This window comes from Sandaracinus amylolyticus (genome assembly GCF_000737325.1).
In the GTDB taxonomy this organism is placed as follows: domain Bacteria; phylum Myxococcota_A; class Polyangia; order Polyangiales; family Sandaracinaceae; genus Sandaracinus; species Sandaracinus amylolyticus.
This window is the reverse complement of sequence record NZ_CP011125.1, coordinates 8,100,978-8,119,347: the sequence shown is the minus strand read 5'-3', so window position 1 is coordinate 8,119,347 and position 18,370 is coordinate 8,100,978. Positions and strand designations below refer to the sequence as shown.

17 protein-coding genes are annotated in these 18,370 nt (G+C 71.9%); 7 read left to right on the top strand and 10 right to left on the bottom strand.

The features are described from left to right. Positions 1–15: 15 nt before the first annotated feature. From DB32_RS34235 to DB32_RS50320, 4 genes are all read right to left on the bottom strand, one after another. Entirely contained in the window at positions 16–861 is an 846-nt protein-coding gene (locus DB32_RS34235) for a hypothetical protein (RefSeq protein WP_053236864.1), read from the bottom strand. A gap of 930 nt (positions 862–1,791) precedes the next feature. Continuing rightward, the gene (locus DB32_RS34230; RefSeq protein WP_157069723.1) at positions 1,792–2,628 is read right to left on the bottom strand and encodes a hypothetical protein; all 837 of its coding nucleotides are present in this window, start codon (positions 2,626–2,628) and stop codon (positions 1,792–1,794) included. A 194-nt stretch (positions 2,629–2,822) separates the two neighbouring features. Next, positions 2,823–3,269 (bottom strand): hypothetical protein, encoded by a 447-nt coding sequence (locus DB32_RS34225; RefSeq protein WP_053236862.1) that lies wholly within the window; start codon positions 3,267–3,269, stop codon positions 2,823–2,825. A gap of 217 nt (positions 3,270–3,486) precedes the next feature. Beyond that, positions 3,487–3,798 carry a WGR domain-containing protein gene (locus DB32_RS50320; protein ID WP_053236861.1) on the bottom strand — a complete coding sequence of 104 codons (312 nt, stop codon included), beginning with the start codon at positions 3,796–3,798 and terminating at the stop codon, positions 3,487–3,489. A gap of 816 nt (positions 3,799–4,614) precedes the next feature. Here DB32_RS50320 and DB32_RS47470 point away from each other — a divergent pair. Then, positions 4,615–5,562, top strand: a complete 948-nt coding sequence (locus DB32_RS47470; protein ID WP_157069722.1) for a carboxylesterase family protein — start codon at positions 4,615–4,617, stop codon at positions 5,560–5,562. A 14-nt stretch (positions 5,563–5,576) separates the two neighbouring features. Here DB32_RS47470 and DB32_RS34205 read toward each other — a convergent pair whose 3' ends face one another. Next, positions 5,577–6,389, bottom strand: coding sequence for an AraC family transcriptional regulator (locus DB32_RS34205; protein ID WP_053236859.1), 813 nt, complete (start codon positions 6,387–6,389; stop codon positions 5,577–5,579). A 144-nt stretch (positions 6,390–6,533) separates the two neighbouring features. Between DB32_RS34205 and DB32_RS34200 the strand changes: the two genes are divergently transcribed. From DB32_RS34200 to DB32_RS34190, 3 genes are all read left to right on the top strand, one after another. Further along, positions 6,534–7,403: an NAD(P)-dependent oxidoreductase gene (locus DB32_RS34200; protein WP_075097693.1), complete on the top strand. Its 870-nt coding sequence runs from the start codon at positions 6,534–6,536 to the stop codon at positions 7,401–7,403. Between the two features lie 198 nt (positions 7,404–7,601). Beyond that, on the top strand, positions 7,602–8,828 hold the full coding sequence (locus DB32_RS34195) for an IS110 family RNA-guided transposase (protein WP_053236857.1): 1,227 nt from the start codon (positions 7,602–7,604) through the stop codon (positions 8,826–8,828). 366 nt (positions 8,829–9,194) lie between these two features. Then, on the top strand, positions 9,195–10,121 hold the full coding sequence (locus DB32_RS34190; protein WP_157069721.1) for a hypothetical protein: 927 nt from the start codon (positions 9,195–9,197) through the stop codon (positions 10,119–10,121). Here DB32_RS34190 and DB32_RS34185 read toward each other — a convergent pair. Continuing rightward, on the bottom strand, positions 10,099–11,511 hold the full coding sequence (locus DB32_RS34185) for a sensor histidine kinase (protein ID WP_053236855.1): 1,413 nt from the start codon (positions 11,509–11,511) through the stop codon (positions 10,099–10,101). The genes DB32_RS34190 and DB32_RS34185 overlap by 23 nt on opposite strands. A gap of 95 nt (positions 11,512–11,606) precedes the next feature. Here DB32_RS34185 and DB32_RS34180 point away from each other — a divergent pair, with 95 nt between their 5' ends. Beyond that, positions 11,607–12,296 (top strand): DUF4336 domain-containing protein, encoded by a 690-nt coding sequence (locus tag DB32_RS34180; RefSeq protein WP_053236854.1) that lies wholly within the window; start codon positions 11,607–11,609, stop codon positions 12,294–12,296. A 29-nt stretch (positions 12,297–12,325) separates the two neighbouring features. On the opposite strand, the gene DB32_RS34175 is transcribed toward DB32_RS34180, so the two are convergent. After that, positions 12,326–13,678, bottom strand: coding sequence for a WD40 repeat domain-containing protein (locus tag DB32_RS34175; RefSeq protein WP_157069720.1), 1,353 nt, complete (start codon positions 13,676–13,678; stop codon positions 12,326–12,328). A 92-nt stretch (positions 13,679–13,770) separates the two neighbouring features. Between DB32_RS34175 and DB32_RS34170 the strand changes: the two genes are divergently transcribed. After that, the gene (locus DB32_RS34170) at positions 13,771–14,712 is read left to right on the top strand and encodes an NADP-dependent oxidoreductase (RefSeq protein ID WP_053239050.1); all 942 of its coding nucleotides are present in this window, start codon (positions 13,771–13,773) and stop codon (positions 14,710–14,712) included. Positions 14,713–14,735: 23 nt separating this feature from the next. On the opposite strand, the gene DB32_RS34165 is transcribed toward DB32_RS34170, so the two are convergent. Then, complete coding sequence (locus DB32_RS34165; protein ID WP_420820944.1) at positions 14,736–15,569, bottom strand: class I SAM-dependent methyltransferase; 834 nt, start codon at positions 15,567–15,569, stop codon at positions 14,736–14,738. Between the two features lie 35 nt (positions 15,570–15,604). Here DB32_RS34165 and DB32_RS34160 point away from each other — a divergent pair, with 35 nt between their 5' ends. After that, entirely contained in the window at positions 15,605–16,048 is a 444-nt protein-coding gene (locus DB32_RS34160) for a helix-turn-helix domain-containing protein (protein WP_053236851.1), read from the top strand. On the opposite strand, the gene DB32_RS34155 is transcribed toward DB32_RS34160, so the two are convergent. Both DB32_RS34155 and DB32_RS47465 read right to left on the bottom strand, forming a co-directional pair. Beyond that, complete coding sequence (locus tag DB32_RS34155; RefSeq protein ID WP_053236850.1) at positions 16,049–16,876, bottom strand: tetratricopeptide repeat protein; 828 nt, start codon at positions 16,874–16,876, stop codon at positions 16,049–16,051. It abuts the gene before it with no gap. Positions 16,877–16,879: 3 nt separating this feature from the next. Beyond that, the gene (locus DB32_RS47465; RefSeq protein ID WP_169791649.1) at positions 16,880–18,367 is read right to left on the bottom strand and encodes a serine/threonine-protein kinase; all 1,488 of its coding nucleotides are present in this window, start codon (positions 18,365–18,367) and stop codon (positions 16,880–16,882) included. Positions 18,368–18,370: the final 3 nt, after the last annotated feature.

Sequence of the window (18,370 nt, the reverse complement as noted above, 5' to 3'; positions counted from 1 at the left end):
GCGCGCCTCTCTCGTTCAGGTCTCCTCGATGAACGGGCTGGGCAGCGCGGGCCCGGGCGTCGGCGTGACGGGCTGCGTGGGCTCGCTCGGCGGATCGGTCTCCGGCTCTTCGCTCTCGACCTCACCGCTGGTGGTGCGGCGGGTGCGGAACTGATCGAAGGGGACCATCACCGCCTTCCGGAAGCGCTCGACCGACGCGGCGTCGTCGAGATCGACGTCGGCCGCGACGATGCGCGCGTAGCGACCGAGCGCGCGCGAGAAGCGTTGCATCGCGTGCTGGAGGCGAGTGGTGCTGGGCGTCTCGCGCGGCGTCTCGCCGACACCGAGCGCTTCGCGGAGCGCGGTGGTCGCCTTCTTCGCGGCCTGGAGGAAGTCGGTCCCGATGAGCGCGTCGAGCTCGGACTTCAGATCCTTCTGCGCGATCACGCGGAGCACGCGATCGCCCTCCGACCACGCGGCGTGCGCGTCCCAGCGGATGAAGCCGGCACCTTCCGGGAAGATCTGCGTGTGCATCTTCACGGCGCGCGGAGCGTTGGGGCTGTGGCGGACCGGCAGACGGCTCTTGCTGAGTAGCGCGTCGCTCATCCCGCCCCACGCGGCGCCGAAGTCCTCGAACGCCGGCTTCACCGTCGCGGCGATCTGTCGCTCCGTCAGGATGTCGTCCACGAAGATCGCGAGCGCCTCGATGCGATCGAGCTGCTCGGAGCCGGTGCGCGGGAGGTCGTGCGGCGCATGGGTGCGAAGGGTGCCCGCGATGGACTTCGCGTGGCGTGCCTGGAGGCGCGCGCCGTCGCAGTAGCTCCCGAACACGACGGGCTCGGGGTTGTAGATGATCTCGTTCGGACGAATCGGGGTGGGCATGGCTCGCTCGTGTGCAGGAAAGGGGAACTGCAGAGGGCGAGAGTCAGCGTGACCATCGCCTTGCGAGCACGGGTGTCGACCACGATGGCGAGGCGTTGCGTGCAGGACGCGAAAAAGATCGCGAAGCGGACGGCGCGCGGAGCGCGCAGAGAGAGAGGCGCGGCGCCCAGTGCTCCACCGACGGCCGGATCCGCAAGATTGCGGATCGAGAGCTTGGTGAAGCTGTCGGATCCGTAAGATTGCGGATCGAGAGCTTGGGCAAGCTGTGGGATCCGTAAGACTGCGGATCGCGAGCTTGGGCAAGCTGTGGGATCCGTAAGATTACGGATCGCGAGCTTGGGCAAGCTGTGGGATCCGCAAGATTACGGATCGAGAGCTTGGGCAAGCTGTGGGATCCGCGAGGTTGCGGATCCGGCTGCGGATCCGCCCGGCCGTAGGGGGGAGTCGCGCGGCGCGAGCTGCGCGTGTCGAGCGCACGCGCACCACCGTCGTGTTCGCCGGGCGCAGCTCGCGGATCGGAGTGGAGCTGTCACCCGTCAGGCGCTCGCGGCCCGGGGTCAGACGCTCGTGTCGCCGCAGTCCTTCGGACCTCGTTCCGAGGGCGCGCTGGGTGCCTACAACATTCGCCGATGCTGACGCTGCGCCGCGTGCGCTGCGCAGTCGATGCTCGGGCCGTGGGTACAGGCGACGGGCGCGTCCGATAAGAAGAGGTTGTCGGCCGGATGAATCGACATGCCCGGCGGCCGGCTTGCGCCCGACAAATGGGTCTTATCGTACGCGACTGAGCCGAGGATCCGTCCTAATTCGGATCGCTGGTCGAGGCCGACTATTCAGACCGCAGCTCGGCGACGGGACGCGGGGCGTCGAGACCTCCGCGCTAGTTAGCACCGAGATTTGGAAGGCGGGCGCGATCGTCTTCCGTCGCTCACGTCACTCGCCGGTCGAGAGCCGCACCGAATCGAGTACGCGCGCGCACTCGGCGCGGTGTGCGTCGAGCGTCGTCTCGGTCCCGACGCACGAGATCACGATGCCCAACCCGCCCTCGCTCGTGATGCGTTGGATCGTCGTCGTTCCGTTGTGGAATCGCGTCTCGATCTCGAGCGCGGGGCGGCCGTCGACCGAGCACTCGCGATGCCCCGTCACCGCGGCGACTTCGCGAAGCGTCGCCAGGTTCGACTCCGCGTACTCGCGGGGACGTTGGAACGTCGGCTCGAGCACGACCGAGATCGCAGCGCCGTCGGGCGCGCGGATACCGGCGATGGCGGACCCGAGTTGGCCCGTCAGCTCCCAACCTTCGACGTGCTCGAGCGACCATCGCGTGCCCACGACGCGACCGCGGTCGATGCGCGCGAGAGGACGATCGACGACGTAGCGAGCCACGTCGTCGACGCGCGTGCGACGCCGATGGCCCTCCGCGCGCGACGCGAGCAGGTCGCGGAAGAGCGCGTCCAGCGCGCTGCGCATGGTGTGGTGGAGGATCGCGCGCTGATCGTCGAAGGGCCAGGGGTCCTGGCGGTGCGTCGACGTCGCGGACGCTCCGAATAGGAGCTCGCGCGAGCGCGGGTCGATCGAGAGGAGCTCGAAGATCGATAGCGACGCGCTCAGGTGCACGCGCGCGACGTGGTAGCGCACGAAGACGACCTCGCGGGCGCCTTCGTCGGCGGCCGCCCCGAGGAGCGCGTCGACCTCCTCCGCGTGCTCGGGCGCGCGCGCACCGAGCCGTCCGATCCCGAGCGCTTGGGCGTGATGAGCGACCGCTTCACGCACCTCCGCAAGCTCCCGCTGGGCGGCGGAGCCGGGCGCCGGGAGCGCGCGGCCGCCGTCTCGCGCATCGACCACTTGGACGAAGAGCGCGCCCGTGCTCTCGGCCCGACGGGCGACGACGCCGTGGTCGTAGCGGTGCCGCGCCCCGCAGCCGAGCGCGAGCGCAGCGACGAGAAGCGCGCTCGACGCGCGGCCGCTCAGAACGTCCCCGCGAGCGTGAGCCCACCACCGCCATCGTGGAGCGCGACGTCGACGACGAGCCCGCTCTCCCGCAGCCAGCGATGCCGCTGACCGTCAGCGCCGAAGTCGTATCCGAGCGCGACCGCGAAGTACGCGACTGCCGCCACGCAGGCGACCGTTCCAATCGAGAGCGCGATCACGCCCCACACGTCCCCGTCGTCCGCATACGTCACGGCGCCCCAGATCACGGCAGGAACACCGCCTGACGCGAACACCGCCCCGCTCACGTAGAAGGCCACCGACGTGTCCTCTTTCGCGCGAATCAACTCGAGCTCGGCGCGGTCCTCGTCGTCGAGCTCGGCCACCGCGCCAGCCGCGCCGAGCGCGACGACGAGCTGCGCCTCGGCGCCAGCCGGCGCGAGAGCGGCGGCCACCATCGCCGTGACGAGTGCGAGGGCGCGCACGCGCAGAGCTTACCCAAGGAGCATACAGCGCACGAGCGGCTCCGCATCGGAGCCAGCTCCCGATCGTCACTGCGCCCTCCATCACGAGAGCAGACCCTCGGAATGCGCCAGCACGCAAACGACTCGGGCAGCGGGCGCGGCGTGCATCCGATCGACCTCGGCGCCCAGACTGTCGAAGCGGCGCCGCCGCCGTCGTTGCACACCGCAGCGAGACGGCTCAGAGCAACGCGAGCTGTCGCGAATCGCGTCCGCGAGCTGCGCGATCGGCCCCAACCTCCCGGCGCGCCTCTTCGAAGACCTCGCGGTCGGCCATGACGAGCGGTGTCTGGACCGCCGCTCGAGCAGCGCGCCGCGAGCAGCGTGAGCCCCATCCGAGCGTCGCGAACCGGAACACTTCGCATCGTCCTTCGGTCCCGACGCGACCCCAGCGACGCACGAGCTCGACGCGCTCGGCGGTCTCGCGGACCTCGATCACGAAGAACCGGAACCGATCGCGAACCGGAGCGACGCTGACGAGCGCGTCTCGCATCGCGCGCGGACGGCGAGCAGCAACACCTGCCGCGCGACTGTCCACTGCGACCAAGTCGAATACGACGGACGGCGCTTCGGAGCGGCGATCACCCACTCGTCGTCGAGTCGGTATCGGAGGAGAACTGCGCCAGGGAGCTCGCGACCATGCTTGCTGGGCATGCCCCGAGCGTGCGGGTCGGCGATGCCACGACGGCGTCGCGCACGGTAGCGGCAGCGGTTACGGGCGTGAGCAGCACGGTCGCGGTGGCGGTCAGACCGGAGCAGTCTTGCGCGCTCCTGCCTGACGGATCCGTCGTTTGCTGGGGCGCCAACGACGCAGGCGCACTCGGGACCATCGACGCCCGTCCGGTATCGGTCGAGCCGGCGACAGCGATCGCAGGTGGCAGCGGTGCCTTGCACGCGCGGCACGCTCGAGCATGTCGGACGCGGCTGCGCGCGGGCTGGCCAGAATGCGCGCGCGCGCACTTCGAGCGCAAACGACGGCTTCTCGGGGGCGAGCGCGACCGCGCGCTCGGCGTGCTCGAGCGCTCGCTCGAGCTCATCGACCGAGCCGCGCCCACGCGATCGCTGCAACGGACCCGAGTACACGCGCGTCGCTCGTGATGTTGGCGCCGGCTCGGGTGTCGATGCGCGCGCTCTCGGTGATGGTGACTGTCGATGACGTTCGTGTCGTTCCACGTCTCGACCATGCGGTCGTGGTGGTAGCGTCGGTCGAGAGGGAAGAGGCGATTGTTCTCCGCGCCGACGCGGCGGTCGACGGTGCCGCTCGACGCCCAGGTGAGACCACCTCGCCACTCGCGGTACGCTCCCCCTCATGCGAACGCTCTTCACCGTGGTCTCGGTCGCGCTCGCTCTCGGCGGGTGTGGCGATCCGAGCGAAGACTCCGAGCGCGACGCGCAGGTCGTCGACGCCGCGCGCACAGACTCGGGCGGCGAGCTCGATGCTTCGCGCGAGGACGACTCGGGCACCGACGCGTCACTCACGCACGACTCCGGCAGTGACGCCGGGCCGCCCGATCCCTGCCACATCGACGTGGAGATCCCCGCGGACTGCACGACGAGCTCGTGTCGCCAGATCGAGCGGCGGCGCGGCTCGAGCGAGTGCGTCACGCAGGGCTATCTCGAGTACACGCCGCCCGGCTACGGCGACGGCGCGCGGTATCCGCTGCTCGTGTTCTTGCACGGCATCGGAGAGAACGGCGATGGTGACGGAGAGCTCGCGAACGTCGCGCGCAACGGCATCCCACGGCTCATCGGGCGCAACGCGTGGGACCTCGAGCGTCCGTTCATCGTGCTCTCGCCGCAGCACTTCGCGCGGCCCGACACCGACTGCCACACGACCGCCGAGATCCAGGCGCTCTTCGACTACGCGAAGCGCGCGTACGACGTCGATCCGTCGCGCATCTATCTCACCGGGCTCTCGTGCGGCGCGATCGGCGGATGGAACTACCTCGCTGCGCACACCGACACGCAGGGCGTCGCGGCCGCAGTGCTCATCGCTGGCGACGGACGCGGCGCGTGGAGCCGCGCGATGTGCGACCTCGGGCGCGTTCCGATCTGGGCGTTCCACGGCGACGACGATCCGACGGTGAACGTCGCGGGGACGCGCACGCCGATCACGAACCTGATGACGATGTGCGATCCCGTGCCCGACGCGGACATGGTGATCTATCCCGGCGTGCGCCACGACTCGTGGACTCGCACCTACGACGGCTCGGCGGGCCACGACGTGTATGCGTGGCTGCTCGAGCACACGCGCTGAGCGCGCGCGGACCTTCAGCGCGCGCGCTTGATCTGCGACGGAGTCACGCCGAGCACGCGGCGCATGCAGCGCGCCATGTGGCTCTGGTGCGCGAAGCCGGTCTCGAGCGCGATCTGGCTCGTGCCCAGCTCGCCGCGCTGCAGCAGCGTGCGCGCGCGCTCGACGCGCCGGCGGATGACGTACTCGTGCACCGGGATCGACGTGGAGCGCTTGAAGAGGACGCGGAAGTGCGACGCGCTCACGCCCGCGACCTTCGCGAGCCGCACGAGCGAGAGATCGCCGTCGAGGTGCGCCTCGATCCACTCGGTGACGCGCGCGAGCTGACGCGCGGAGAGGCCGGTCGCTCGGCGCGGCGTGATCGGCGCGCGATAGCTCGCGAGGAGGTGCACCGCGAGCGCGAGGCCGAGGCTCTCGCGATAGAGCGTGGTGGATCGCGCGGCCGCGCGATGCTCCGCCTCGAGCGCCCACACGATGTGCTCGACACGCGGGTCGCGGAAGCAGAAGCGCGGCTCGAGCGCGGCGCGATCCGGATCGAGCCCGAGGTCCTCCGCGGCGAGACGGATCAACGAAGGCGGCAGGTAGAGATCGATCACGGAGCTCGGATCGTCCTGCACGCACTCGTCGAAGCCGCCGATCGGGACGAGGCTGATCTCGCCGCGCACGACGACTGCGCGTGTCGCGACGCGATGACACGAGACGCGCGCGGGCGCGCTCGCGTGGATGCTGAGGCAGTGATCGGCGATCGCCCCGAAGCGCACGGTGCCGGGCGCGAGCTGGCGGAGCTCGAGGCGTGGCTCGACCCTCGGGGAGAGCGCGGTCAGCGACACGGGAGCCTCGGGTTCGTCGTCATGAACCGACCATAGGGCGCAGAGCCGCCGAGTGACATCCGATCGTGCTCACGCGCGCAGCGGATCGTGCGCGACCCGTCGCGCCTGCAGCGGTAGCGATCCGTGCACGAGAGGAGAACGAACATGGCGAGAGTTTCGATCCTGGGCGCGGGGCGCATGGGCGCCGCGCTGGTGCGCGCGCTCGCGAAGGCGGGGCACGCGGTGACGGTGTGGAATCGGACGGAGTCGAAGGCACGAGCCCTCGAGCCCGCGGGCGCGCGGACCGCGCGCTCGCTCGTCGATGCGGTCGACGCCGATCTCGTGATCGACATCGTGAGCGACTACGACACGAGCGCGGCGCTGCTGCGCGACGCCGAGGTGCAGCGCGCGCTGCGCGGCACGACGCTGCTCGAGCTCGCGTCGGGGACGCCCGCCGAGGCGCAGCGCGCGGGCGCGTGGGCGGAGGAGCACGGCATTCGTTACCTCGACGGCGCGATCATGGCGACGCCCGACTTCATCGGTCAGCCGGGCTGCACGATCCTGTACTCGGGGCCGACGGAGCTCTTCGAGGCGCACCAGGCGACGCTGCGCGCGCTCGCGGACAACGGGCTCTATCTCGGTCGCGAGATCGGGCATGCGAACGTGCTCGACAACGCGATCCTCGTGGTGCTCTGGGGCGCGGTGCACGGTGTGCTGCACGGGGCGGCGATCTGCGAGGCGGAGCGCTTCTCGCTCGCGACGTTCCGCGGAGCGCTCCGAGGTTCGTGGCCGGTGGTCGAGCCGCTGCTCTCCTCGGCGCTCGAGCGCATCGAGGGGCGGCGCTGGGCCGCGGACGCGACGACGCAGTCGGCGCTCGCGCCCGGTCTGGCGTCGGTGCGTCACCTCCTCGCGATCAGCGAAGCGCACGGCATCGACGCCGGGCTGCCGCAGGCGTTCCATCGCGTGATCCAGCGCGCGGTCGAGCGCGGTCATCGCGACGACGACATCGCGTCGGCCTACGAAGGCATGCGCTGAGCGGGCGAGGCGCTTGTATCTACCCCAGTCATCGGCGGCTGGTTCGTGATAGCAGGCCGCCACGCGGTTTCGGGAGAGGGTCGCCGGGCATCGCTTGGGGCAACGTCCCCGTGAGTGAGATTGGCGCCCTCGACCGAGTTTCTTTGCTCGAACGGTATCCAGAGGCGTGGCTCGTCCACCGTCCTCGCATGGACAAGCATGGGCACGAAGCTCGGCTCCGAGGCTCCCGGGCACGCGATCACGGTCGAGAGGAACATGAGATTCGTCGGGATCGACATCGGTTCGGAGAAGCACGTCGTCGCAATCGTGGACGAGACGGGCAAGCCGCTGCGCAAGCCAATACCGTTCTCCGAGGACGCATCGGGCTACGAGCGACTGCGCTCGATGCTCGGTGAGGCGGCAGACGCATTCGTCGCGATGGAGGCGACCGGGCACTACTGGCAGAACCTGTTCGCGTTCCTCCACGCGGCGGGCTTCCAGATCGCGCTGCTGAACCCGACGCGCACGTCGCGGTTCGCGGCCGAGGACCTGCGCCGCGCGAAGACGGACGCGCTGGATGCGCTCGGCATCGCGCGGTTCGCGCAGCAGAAGCGGCCTGCCGCGACGCCGATGCCCGATGCAGCGACGCTCGAGCTGCGGGAGCTGATGCGTCTGCGCGACCGGCTGGTGCAGGACCTCGGTGACCGCGCGCGACAGGTCCATCGCGCGCTGGACCTGAGCTTCCCGGAGCTCACCGACCACGTGCGCGACGTGGCATCGGCCAAGGCCACTACGCTGCTCGTCGTGTGCCCGACCGCCGAGAAGTTCCGAGCAGCTGACCCGAAGGTCCTGGCCGAGCTGAAGTACGACGGGCGCCACGTCATCGGTCTCGAACTCGCAAAGGCGCTCTGCGAGGCCGCCAAGACCAGCGTGGGCCGGCACCAGGGCACGCCCTACGAGCTGCAGATCCGCTACGCGTGCGAGGACATCGCGACGCTCCGGGCGCGCATCAGGAAGCTCGACGAAGACATCAGCCAGAGCCTGGATCGGCATGAGGTCGGCAAGCTGCTGACGACCATCGACGGCATCGGAGACAACACTGCGGCGCGCATGATCGCCTCGATCGACTTCGACGGCTTCAAGAGCGCCGCCGCGCTCGCGGCGTACGTCGGCGTCGCTCCGCTCGTGAACCACTCGGGCAAACGCCAGCCGCTGCGAGGCCACGCCTGCGCGATGGGCGACGCCGACCTGCGCGCCAAGCTCTGGATGCCGACGTTGCGCGCCGTGACCCACAACCCGTGGCTGAAGGCTTTCTACGCGCGCCTGGTCGCCGCCGGCAAACCGAAGAAGCTCGCGATCATCGCCGCGATGCGCAAGCTCCTCGGCGCCATCATGAGCGTGGCGCGCACGCGCACCCCGTTCGTGCCGAAGCTCGCGGCAGCCTGACGCTGCACTTCGAGCTTGCACGGCGTCACGGTATCTCACTCGTGGAGGAGCCTCTGGGCGTGCAGAGCCCGAACGTGACGGCGGGCACCGCGAGACAGAGCGCGATGTAGACGAGCGTGAACGTCGCGTCCATGGCTCGATCACATAGGGCCCCTCGAGTGAGCGCATCGGCGCAGGACGCGCCGGGGTCGAGCTCCCGTGCTTCACAGCATCGATTGCCGAGACGAACGTCGCCGAACGACATCGAGCGTCTGCGTCTCGTTCCGATCTCGGCGTCGCCGCACCATGCCGATGCGCTTGCGTGACGCGGACGACGCGCGCCGAGCCCAGTCGAGCAGAGCTCCGGACGTGTGCGACCATCCCCGCGTGACGAGCCGTGCAGGCGTGTTGATGCTGACGATGTGCGTTGTGGGCTGTGGCGGAGGGGCCGTGTCCGCCGGGCCTGCGTCGACGCAGACTCCGCAGGTCGTGCCGCAGGTGCAGCGATTCGAGATCGCGATCGGTGACAGCATCGAAGTCGATGGCGAGACGCTCTCGTTGACGGGGTGGTCGCCGGCGGAGACGGTCGGGGGGCCGTTCGGTGCGCGTCTCTCGGGCGCCGACGGGCGCGAGATCGATCTGCGGAGCCCTGGATATCGACGCATCGGCGAGTGGGTCTGGACGCTCGACGCGGTCGACGACGATCGCGCGCGCGTGTCGCGCGTGCATGCACCGCTCGTGGCGCGCGCGCTCGTGTGGGGAGAGCGCGTCGAGCTCGGCTGCGGCGACCTGCTCGAGGGCGACGACGGGTGGCGCTTCCACGCGCGCTCGGTGCGCGGGGAGGGCGCGGTGTGGCTGCTCGAGATGATCGGCGAGCGCGGCGACGTGCGCATCGAGCAGATGATCGACGTGCAGCCCGAGCACGCGCACGAGCAGATGCTCGACGCGGATCATCACGTGCTCGCGTGGACGACCTCGGCGCTCGATGCGCACGGCTGCGCGACGACGCGCGTCGAGCTGCGCAATCCGCACGCGCAGATCGTCGACGCCGGCGACGGGTCGGACATCACGCTGCGGGTGCGCGGCCGCGCGCGCGTGGGCGACGTGCTCATCGGTTATCGCGGGTGGGGCGAGATGATCGAGAGCGATGGAGCGGGACGCGGTCTCGCGCAGATCGAGATCGAGCGCGGCGACGAGGTGGTCGCGTCGTCGCTGTGCGCGGTGGGCGACGACTGCGCGCTCGGCGAGTGGATCGTGCGTGTGATCGAGGCGCGACCGAGCGAAGCACGTGTCAGCGTGCGACGCGCGGACTGAGAACGCCGACGTCGGCTCGCGCGCTCTCTCGGCGTGGGGCGGGGGGAATGCACGTCGGAAGCACGATCGTGAGCGCCGTGCCCACGCCCGTCTCGCTCGACGCGGTCAGCGTGCCTCCGTGCGTCGCGACGATCTGGTGCGCCACGTAGAGGCCGAGGCCGAGCCCGCCGTACTTCGTCCACGAGACCCCGCGGTAGAAGCGCTCGAACGCGTGCTCGAGGACCTCGGGGCTCATGCCGATCCCGCGGTCGCGCACCTCGATCCGCGCCGCGTCGCCGTCAGGCTCGACGTCGACGTCGATGGGGCGCCCCGCGCCGAACTTGATCGCGTTCTCGAGCAAGCTCGTCAGCACCTGATCGAGGCCGAGTCGATCCCACCGCCCGATCACCGGCCCTGCGGCGTGGACCGTCACGACCGAGCCCGACCTCGCGCGCTCGGCGTCCAGCTTCGCGACCACCTCGGTCACGAGCGCCGCGAGATCGACGTCGGCGCGCTCGAGCGGGACGCTCGCCGACGCGAGCTGCGTCGTGTCGAGGAGCGACGCGACGAGCCGCTCGAGCCGTCGGATCTGTCGGTCCATGCGCTCGACGTGGGGGCCGTCGCTCGTGCGACGGAGCACCTGCGTGCCGAGCTTGAGCGACGTGAGCGGCGTGCGGAGCTCGTGCGAGGCGAGCGTGAGGAACTCGTCGCGCACGCGGGTGGCGTCCTCGGCGGCGCGACGAGCGTGCGTCTCGGCGTCGAGCGTGCGCGCGAGCTCGGCGCTCTGTTCCTTGATCCGCTGCTCGCTCGCGAGCGCACGCTGCACCATCGTGCGGTGGCCCTCGAGCACGATGTGCACGAGCGTGCCGACGAACGCGAGCCCGGCCGCCATCGCGAGCCAGAGCCGGAGCCACACGCCGGCGGTGCGCGGCGCCGACGGGGAGCGCTCCGCGATGTCCGAGATGCCTTCGAGGCTTGCCCACGCGGTCAGCGCGAAGACGACGAGCATCGCGGCGACGCTCGCGACGAGGCCGCGACGACCGAAGAAGATCGTCCACGAGGTACGCGTGGCCGCCATCGCGAGGCCGACCCCGAGCAGCGGGCCGGCGTGCAGCAGGCTGCACCAGCTCACGAGCGTGCCTCCGGCGCAGAACAGCGTGGCCTGGAGCCGCACCGGGGCCCGACGCAGGACGAAGAGCGTCAGCGCGACCGCGTAGCTCAGCGTCGTGCCGAGCACCGCCCAGATCGAGAGCGTGCCGCCGAGCCAGGCCTGCACCGAGCCGAGCGTGAGGATCGGCGCCCAGAGCGTGACGAGGAGAAGCCGCGCGCAGCTCAGGACGCGCCGCTCGATCTCCGCGAGCGGCGCGGAGCCGCTCTCGATCGAGCCACGATCCCGGTCGCGCGCGGCCACTGTTCCGACATAGCCCCACGCGGCCCGAGCGCGCGACGTGCGTCGCTCGCGGGCGGTGACTCGACCGCGCGCTGCACCGGACCTACCTCGCGCGGATGATCGAACGCGTGCTCACCGAGGTCGCCGAGGGTGTCTGGGTCGCCACCGAGCCGGTGCGCATCGTCGGGATGCGGCTGACGACGACGATGACGGTGCTCGCGCTCCGCGACGGGAGCGTGCTCGTCCACTCGCCAATCCCCGCGACGCCCGAGCGTCGCGCGGCGGTCGAAGCGCTGGGGCGCGTCGCGCACCTCTACGCGCCCAACACGTACCATCACCTGTGGCTCGGCGAGTGGGCCGCGGCGTATCCCACGGCGTGCGTGCACGGGCCGCCGGGGCTCGCGCGCAAGCGGCCCGAGCTGCGCGTCGGGCGCGTGCACGGCGCGAGCGGTGATGCCGCGTTCCACGACACGCTCGACGAGCTGCGGATCGACGGCTTCCGACTCGAGGAGAGCGCGCTCGTGCATCGGCCGACCGGGACGCTGGTCGTCACGGACCTCGTGCACAACGTCGGGCGGCCCGAGGATCGCTGGACGCGCTTCTACGCGAAGACGATGGGGTTCTACGATCGCGTCGCGCTGAGCCGCGTGATCCGGCTCGCCGCGTTCTCGGATCGATCGGCGGCGAGGCGGAGCGTCGACGCGCTGCTCGCGCGCTCGTTCGACCGCATGGTCGTCGGGCACGGCACGCCGGTCGAGCGCGGTGCGCGCGATGCGCTCGCGGCCGCGTGCACGTGGATGGGCTGAGCGTCGAGAGCGGCGGTGCCCGCGGACGCTCACCCGAGCCAGGCCTCGAACTCGGCGCGGGTGGCGTCGTCCATCTCGATCCAGGTCTCGCCTCGGCTCTCGAGGACGAAGCTCAGCGCAGGGCTCTGCATGCCCCGGCGGATGATCGTCGTCGGGTAGAGCCGCGCGACCGGCGGCGGGTCCTTCCGCAGCGCGACGATCAGCGGGTGGTCGTCGATGCCGCCGAGCTCGAGCTGCGCGCACCCGATGCCTCCGAGGCTCAGCAGCACGAGCCCGCCGGCGAACGCGAGCGGCAGGCCGATGTCGTCCATCCGGGCCGCGCCGCTGAAGAACACGCTCGCGAGGATGCCGAGCACGAAGAGGCACAACACGAGCGAGATCACCGACCACATGCGCACCCAGCGCGGCTGCGCGCCGAGCTGCTCGCGCACGAAGTCGACGAGCACGGCGCGCCGCGCGGGATCGGGCCCCGCACGCCGCTCCGGCGCCGGCGCGCGCGAAGTCGCGGGCGCGTTCCGCGGCGGACCGAACGCCGACATCAGCAGCCAGCGATTGCGCGGGCGACCGGGGTGCGGCTCGGTGCGGTGGACCGCGCCGGTCGACATGTCGAATTTGTTCGCGTCGCCGCGGTCGAGGCCGACGCCGAGCCATGCGCCCGGACCGAACGCGAGGCCCGAGATGGTGCGGTCGCCGTACTCCGCGTGACCGAGGGTCTCGCGCGATGGATACGCGAGCACGACCGCGAGCCCGTCACCGGCCTGCAGCGCGACGCGATCGCCGCGCGGGGAGCACGCGACATCGCGGATGGGCGCGCGATCCGGCGCGTTCGTGACGTGCGAGACGTCGAGCCCGTCGAGGCGATGCAGCGATCCGCCGTTCGCGACGAGGAAGAACCCACCGGCGTTCCACGCGATCGCGTGCACCGGCCCGGGCACGCGCGACGTCCCCGCCGGCGCGCCCTGCGCGTCGAAGCGATGGAGCGCGCCGTCGCGGGTGCCGACGAGGAGCGTGTCGTCGCTCGCGAACGCCGCAGCGGTCGCGCCTGGCACGTCGATCGCGCGCGGCTCGCCACCGACGAGCGAGATCACGCCGCCGGGATGCACCGCGGCGCAGCGTCCGTCGAAGTCGTGCGCGAGCGCGGTCGCGGAGACGCCGAGCGCGACCGAGCGCACCTGGGTCGCGGTCTCGTGCGACCACGTGCCGAAGACGCCGTTCGCGTCGAGGCTGACGATCGCGATCGCGTTCGAGCCGACGCCGACGAGCGGCGCGCCCACGTCGACGCGCCAGCGCGGCGCCTCGCTCGCTCCGTCGTAGACGAGGAGCTCGGCGCCGTCCGCGAGGACGATGCTGTGCCCCTCTTCGTCGTAGTCCATGCGGCTCATGGTGGGGTGGTACGCGACCGAGGGGCCGAGCTTCCCGCGAGCGCGCGCTCGCACCGAGCGGTTCACGCACGGCGCCTGCTACCGGCGTGCGCATGCGAGCGATCCGAGTGCATCGGTTCGGCGGCATCGAGGAGATGGCGCTCGAAGAGGTCCCGGTCCCGACGCCCGGCGAGGGCGAGGTCCTGGTGCGCGTCGCCGCGGCAGGCGTGGGTCCGTGGGACGCATACGTACGCAGCGGGACGAGCGTGCTCGGGCAGAAGGTGCCGCTCACGCCGGGCTCGGACATCTCGGGCGTGGTCGAGCGCGTCGGGCCCGACGTGAAGGACCTCGCGCCGGGCGACGAGGTGTATGGCGCGACCAACGGTCTCTTCACCGGCGGGTACGCGGAGCACGCGATCGCGCGCGCTTCGATGCTCGCGCCGAAGCCGACGCGCATGAGCCACGTCGAGGCCGCGGCAGTGCCGGTCGTCGGCGTGACGGCGTGGGAGATGGTGTTCGAGCACGCGCGCGTCGCGCCCGGCCAGCGCGTGCTGGTGCACGGCGGCGCCGGGAGCCTCGGCGCGATCATCGTACAGCTCGCGTCGCGCGCCGGCGCGCACGTCGTCGCGACGGCGCATGCGCGCGATCTCGACGAGGTGCTCCGGCTCGGCGCGCGCGAGGTGATCGATCCGAAGACGACGCGCTTCGAGGACCGCGCCCGCGACGTGGACGTCGTGCTCGACACGGTGGGCGGCGAAACGCTCGCGCGCTCGCTCGAGATCGTGAAGCAGGGCGGCATCGTGGTGTCCGCGGCCTCGCAGCCCGACGCCGCGCGCGCCGCCGCGCGAGGCGTGCGCGCGCTCTACTTCATCGTGAAGGTGAGCCGCGAGACGCTCTCGCGGCTCGCCGAGCGGATCGACCGCGGCGAGCTCGTCGTCCGGGTGGGCGAGGTGCTCCCGCTCGCCGAGGCGCGCGCCGCGCACGAGATGCTCGCCGGCAAGCCGCATCGCCGAGGGAAGATCGTGCTCACGACCGAGGCCGCGGCCCCGGCGTGAGCGCCGATGCCGCGGTGCACGCGCTACGACGCGCGCGCGGTGACGAGCCAGCTCGCCGCGCTGAACCGCGCAGCGCCATCTCGCAGCGACGGAGCGTACGCCGCGCGCAGCGCTTCGGTCGTGCGCGTGCGCGTCGTCTCGTCGGCGTCGCGCAGCGCGAGCCCCACCGGGCCGAGCTTCGTCACGTAGGCGATCAGATCGTGCTCCTCGATATGCGTGGGCACGTCGACCGCGCGCACGTCGACGCTCGTCCATCCGCTCGCGTCGAGGATGCGACGGATCCGCGCTCCGTCGGCGAACGCGAACTGGCCGGGCGCGTCGGGATCGGGCGCGCGCAGCGGGACGAACGGCGCCGCGGCGCGCGCCGCGAGCGTGAAGAACGAGTTCTCCGCGGGGCTCCTCCACGCGACGAACGTGAGCGACGCGTGCGGTCGCGCCGCCCGCCGGATGTTCGTGAACGCGGCGACGGGATCGTCGAAGAACATGACGCCGAAGCGCGAGATCACCGCGTCGAAGTCGTGCGGTGTGAACTCGTGGGTCTGGGCGTCGGCGCGGAGGAACACCGCGGGCGCGATCGCGCGTGCTTCGGCGGCCGCGATCAGCGGCGCGGAGATGTCGACGCCGAGACAGTGACCGCGAGGCCCGAGCCGCTTCGCCATCGCGAGCGTCGTCGCGCCCGCGCCGCAGCCGACGTCGAGCACGCGCTTTCCTTCGCCGGGGAACGCGGCGTCGACGAGGAGCGGCTCGAACGGGGCGAGCATGCGATCGAGCACGTCCTGCATCTCCGCCCACGTCTTGCCGCTCGCGTCGTTCCAGAGGGCAGCCTGATCCTGATTGCGCATGGTGGTCATGGGCAGCAGTCTGCGAGCTCAAGTCGACTTGAGGTCAAGCGGTGACGGACGATCTCGACATCTCGGAGGTCGCGCGGCGCTCCGGCGTGCCCGCCTCGACGCTGCGGTTCTACGAGGAAAAGGGGCTCATCGAGCCCACTCGGCGGCGCGGGGCACGTCGGCAATTCGACCCGGGTGTGCTGGAGCGACTGGCGCTGATCGCGCTCGGTCGTGTCGCGGGGTTCTCGCTCGACGAGATCGCTCGGATGTTCGCGTCGGACGGCGCGCCGCGCATCGAGCGCGCGATGCTGCGGGCGAAGGCCGACGAGCTGGACCAGACGATCGCGCGGCTCACCGCGCTGCGTGACGGGCTGCGCCACGCGGCCGCGTGCTCCGCGCCGAGCCACATGGAGTGTCCGCGCTTCCGACGCATCGTGCGCCTCGCCGCGACGGGTCGCCTCGAGCCCACGAAGCAGGCGCCGCCTGCGCGATCGCGGCGGCGCTGATCAGTCGTCGACGAACGCGAGATCGACCGCGAGCGCGACGAGGCCCGAGAGCAGGACTGCGATCGACACGTTGGTCATCGCGGTCATCACGTCGCCTTCGTCGCACGAGATCGCGGCGCACCCGCCGCGCTGCCACTGATCGTGCAGATCGGTGGCGCGCAGCCCGAAGCCGATCGTCCCCGCCGCGCCGACGACCGCGGCGCCGATGCCGATGCCGCCGAGCACACCGAGGTCGACGAGCGGCCCTCGCGAGGGCTCGACGACCGAAGGGGCGACCCGCTCGAGCTCCAGCACGATCGCGAGGCGCGCGCCCGAGACCGCGTGCACCCGGCGCTCCTCCGCGCGCTCGTCGACGCGATAGGAGATCGTGTGATCGCCGGGATCGATCTCGATCTCGCAGGGCGTCGCGCACGCGGCGGCGCCGTCGACCTCGACGTCGAGCACGCCGTGCGCGCTGCGGATCTCGAGCGTCGCCAGGCGCGCGCGCGCGGCCTGCGCCGATGCGGCGGCGCGGGCGCGGATGTCGTCGTCGAGCTGATGGCTGGCGGCGACGGCGTCGAACTCGACGGCCGCCTCGCGGAAGCGGCCGAGCTCCTCGAGCACGACCGCGACGTTGAAGCGCACCCGGTCGTGCGGAGCGAGCGTGTACGCGCGGCGGAACGCCTCGAGCGCCTCGTCGAAGCGCTGCGCGTCGAACGCCTCGCGACCTCGCGCGAACGCGCGCGCCGCGTCCTCGACCGGCGCGCTCGCGGCGGCGTCCTGGGCGCGCGCGAGCGCGGGGCTCGCGAGGACGGCGAGCACGAGGAGCAGGGCGCGAGCGAGCGTCATCGATCAGCCTCCACCGGGGTAGGGGCTGTCGAGGAGACGTCCTTCGAAGCGCGCGGGCGTGGCGGCGCGCTCGGTCTCCGGCGCGCTGCGCTCGCGCGAGATACGGCGCGACGACGCGCGGCGCGGGGCAGCGCGCTCCTCCGCGGGCGCGACCTCGACCGGCGCGGGATCGACGACGACCGGTGCTTCCGCGGCGGCAGGCGCGGGCACGACCGGCGACGGAGGAGAAGGAGGAACAAGAGCGGGCTCGCTCGGGGTGACCGTCGGCTCGCTCGCCTCGGCGGTCGAGCCCTCGCTCGGCGCGCCCGCGAGCGCCCACGCCACGGCGGCTGCGCCCAGCAGCGACAGCGCGATCGCGGCGATGCGCAGCGCGCGCGGCCTCGCGGAGCGCGCGACCGGCGTGCCGATCTCCACCGCGATGCTGGGCTCGTCGCTCGCGCCGGGCTCGTGCACGGTCGGCGTCGCCGTGACTTCGTCGGAGCGCTCGTCCGCGCGGCGCGCGCGTCTTCGCGGCGCGGAGGGCGTCGCGCCCTGGAGCTCGGCGCCGAACGTCTCTTCGACCCACGCGGCGAGCGCGAGCTCGGTCGCGCCCTCGCGCTCGGCGTACGCGCGGAACGGGTCCGCCACGTCCGCAGCCGTCGCGAGCCGCGCGCCGTGCTCGCGCACCAGGCACGCTGCGATCACGTCGCGCAGCGGCTCGGGCGCGCTCTCGCCGAGCGGCGGGATCGGCGCGTGGAGCACGCGCCACATCGTCTCCGCGTCGCTGTCGCCGCGGAAGAGACGCTCGCCGGTGAACGACTCCCACGCGAGCACGCCGAGCGCCCACACGTCGGCGCGGCGATCGATCTCCGCGCTCCGTGTGATCGCCTCGGGCGCCATCATCGCGATCCGCCCCTTGAGCTCGCCGTGGCGCGTCGTGGTGAGCCGTCCCACCGCGCCCGCGATGCCGAAGTCGAGCACGCGCGCGCGCCCGTCGAGCGCGACGTGCACGTTCGCCGCGCTGACGTCGCGGTGCACGACGCGCAGCCACGTCCCGTCGGAGTCGCGCACCTCGTGCGCGGCGTGCAGGCCCTCTGCGACCTGCGCGATCCACGCCGCGATCAGCGCGGGCGGAGGGCGCCGCGCGAGGCATGCCGCGAGCGTCCGGCCGCGCAGGAGCTCCATCACCATGAACGGCGAGCCGTCGTGCTCGCCCACGTCGAGGACCTGCACGACGTTCGGATGCTCGATGCGCGAGACGATCCGGATCTCGTCGAGGAACATCGAGAGGTACGACTCGTCCTCGGTGAGGTGCGGGAGCATCATCTTGAGCGCGAGCGTCCGCTCGAAGCGCCCGACGCCGCGGCGCCGCACCGCGTACACCACGGCCATGCCGCCGCGGCCGAGCAAGCCGAGCACCTCGTACCGATCGATCTGCTCGCCGGGCGCATACACGCGCGACACGCGATGCGCGCCGTCGCGCTCGGGCGCCTCGCGCGCATCGGCTACCATCGC

Coding starts and splice junctions, on each gene's coding strand:
- DB32_RS34180 (WP_053236854.1), top strand. CDS start 11,607: ATGATCGAACGCGTGCTCACCGAGGTCGCCGAGGGTGTCTGGGTCGCC.
- DB32_RS47465 (WP_169791649.1), bottom strand. CDS start 18,367: ATGGTAGCCGATGCGCGCGAGGCGCCCGAGCGCGACGGCGCGCATCGC.
- DB32_RS34235 (WP_053236864.1), bottom strand. CDS start 861: ATGCCCACCCCGATTCGTCCGAACGAGATCATCTACAACCCCGAGCCC.
- DB32_RS34200 (WP_075097693.1), top strand. CDS start 6,534: ATGGCGAGAGTTTCGATCCTGGGCGCGGGGCGCATGGGCGCCGCGCTG.
- DB32_RS34175 (WP_157069720.1), bottom strand. CDS start 13,678: ATGAGCCGCATGGACTACGACGAAGAGGGGCACAGCATCGTCCTCGCG.
- DB32_RS34195 (WP_053236857.1), top strand. CDS start 7,602: ATGGGCACGAAGCTCGGCTCCGAGGCTCCCGGGCACGCGATCACGGTC.
- DB32_RS47470 (WP_157069722.1), top strand. CDS start 4,615: ATGCGAACGCTCTTCACCGTGGTCTCGGTCGCGCTCGCTCTCGGCGGG.
- DB32_RS50320 (WP_053236861.1), bottom strand. CDS start 3,798: ATGCGAGACGCGCTCGTCAGCGTCGCTCCGGTTCGCGATCGGTTCCGG.
- DB32_RS34155 (WP_053236850.1), bottom strand. CDS start 16,876: ATGACGCTCGCTCGCGCCCTGCTCCTCGTGCTCGCCGTCCTCGCGAGC.
- DB32_RS34170 (WP_053239050.1), top strand. CDS start 13,771: ATGCGAGCGATCCGAGTGCATCGGTTCGGCGGCATCGAGGAGATGGCG.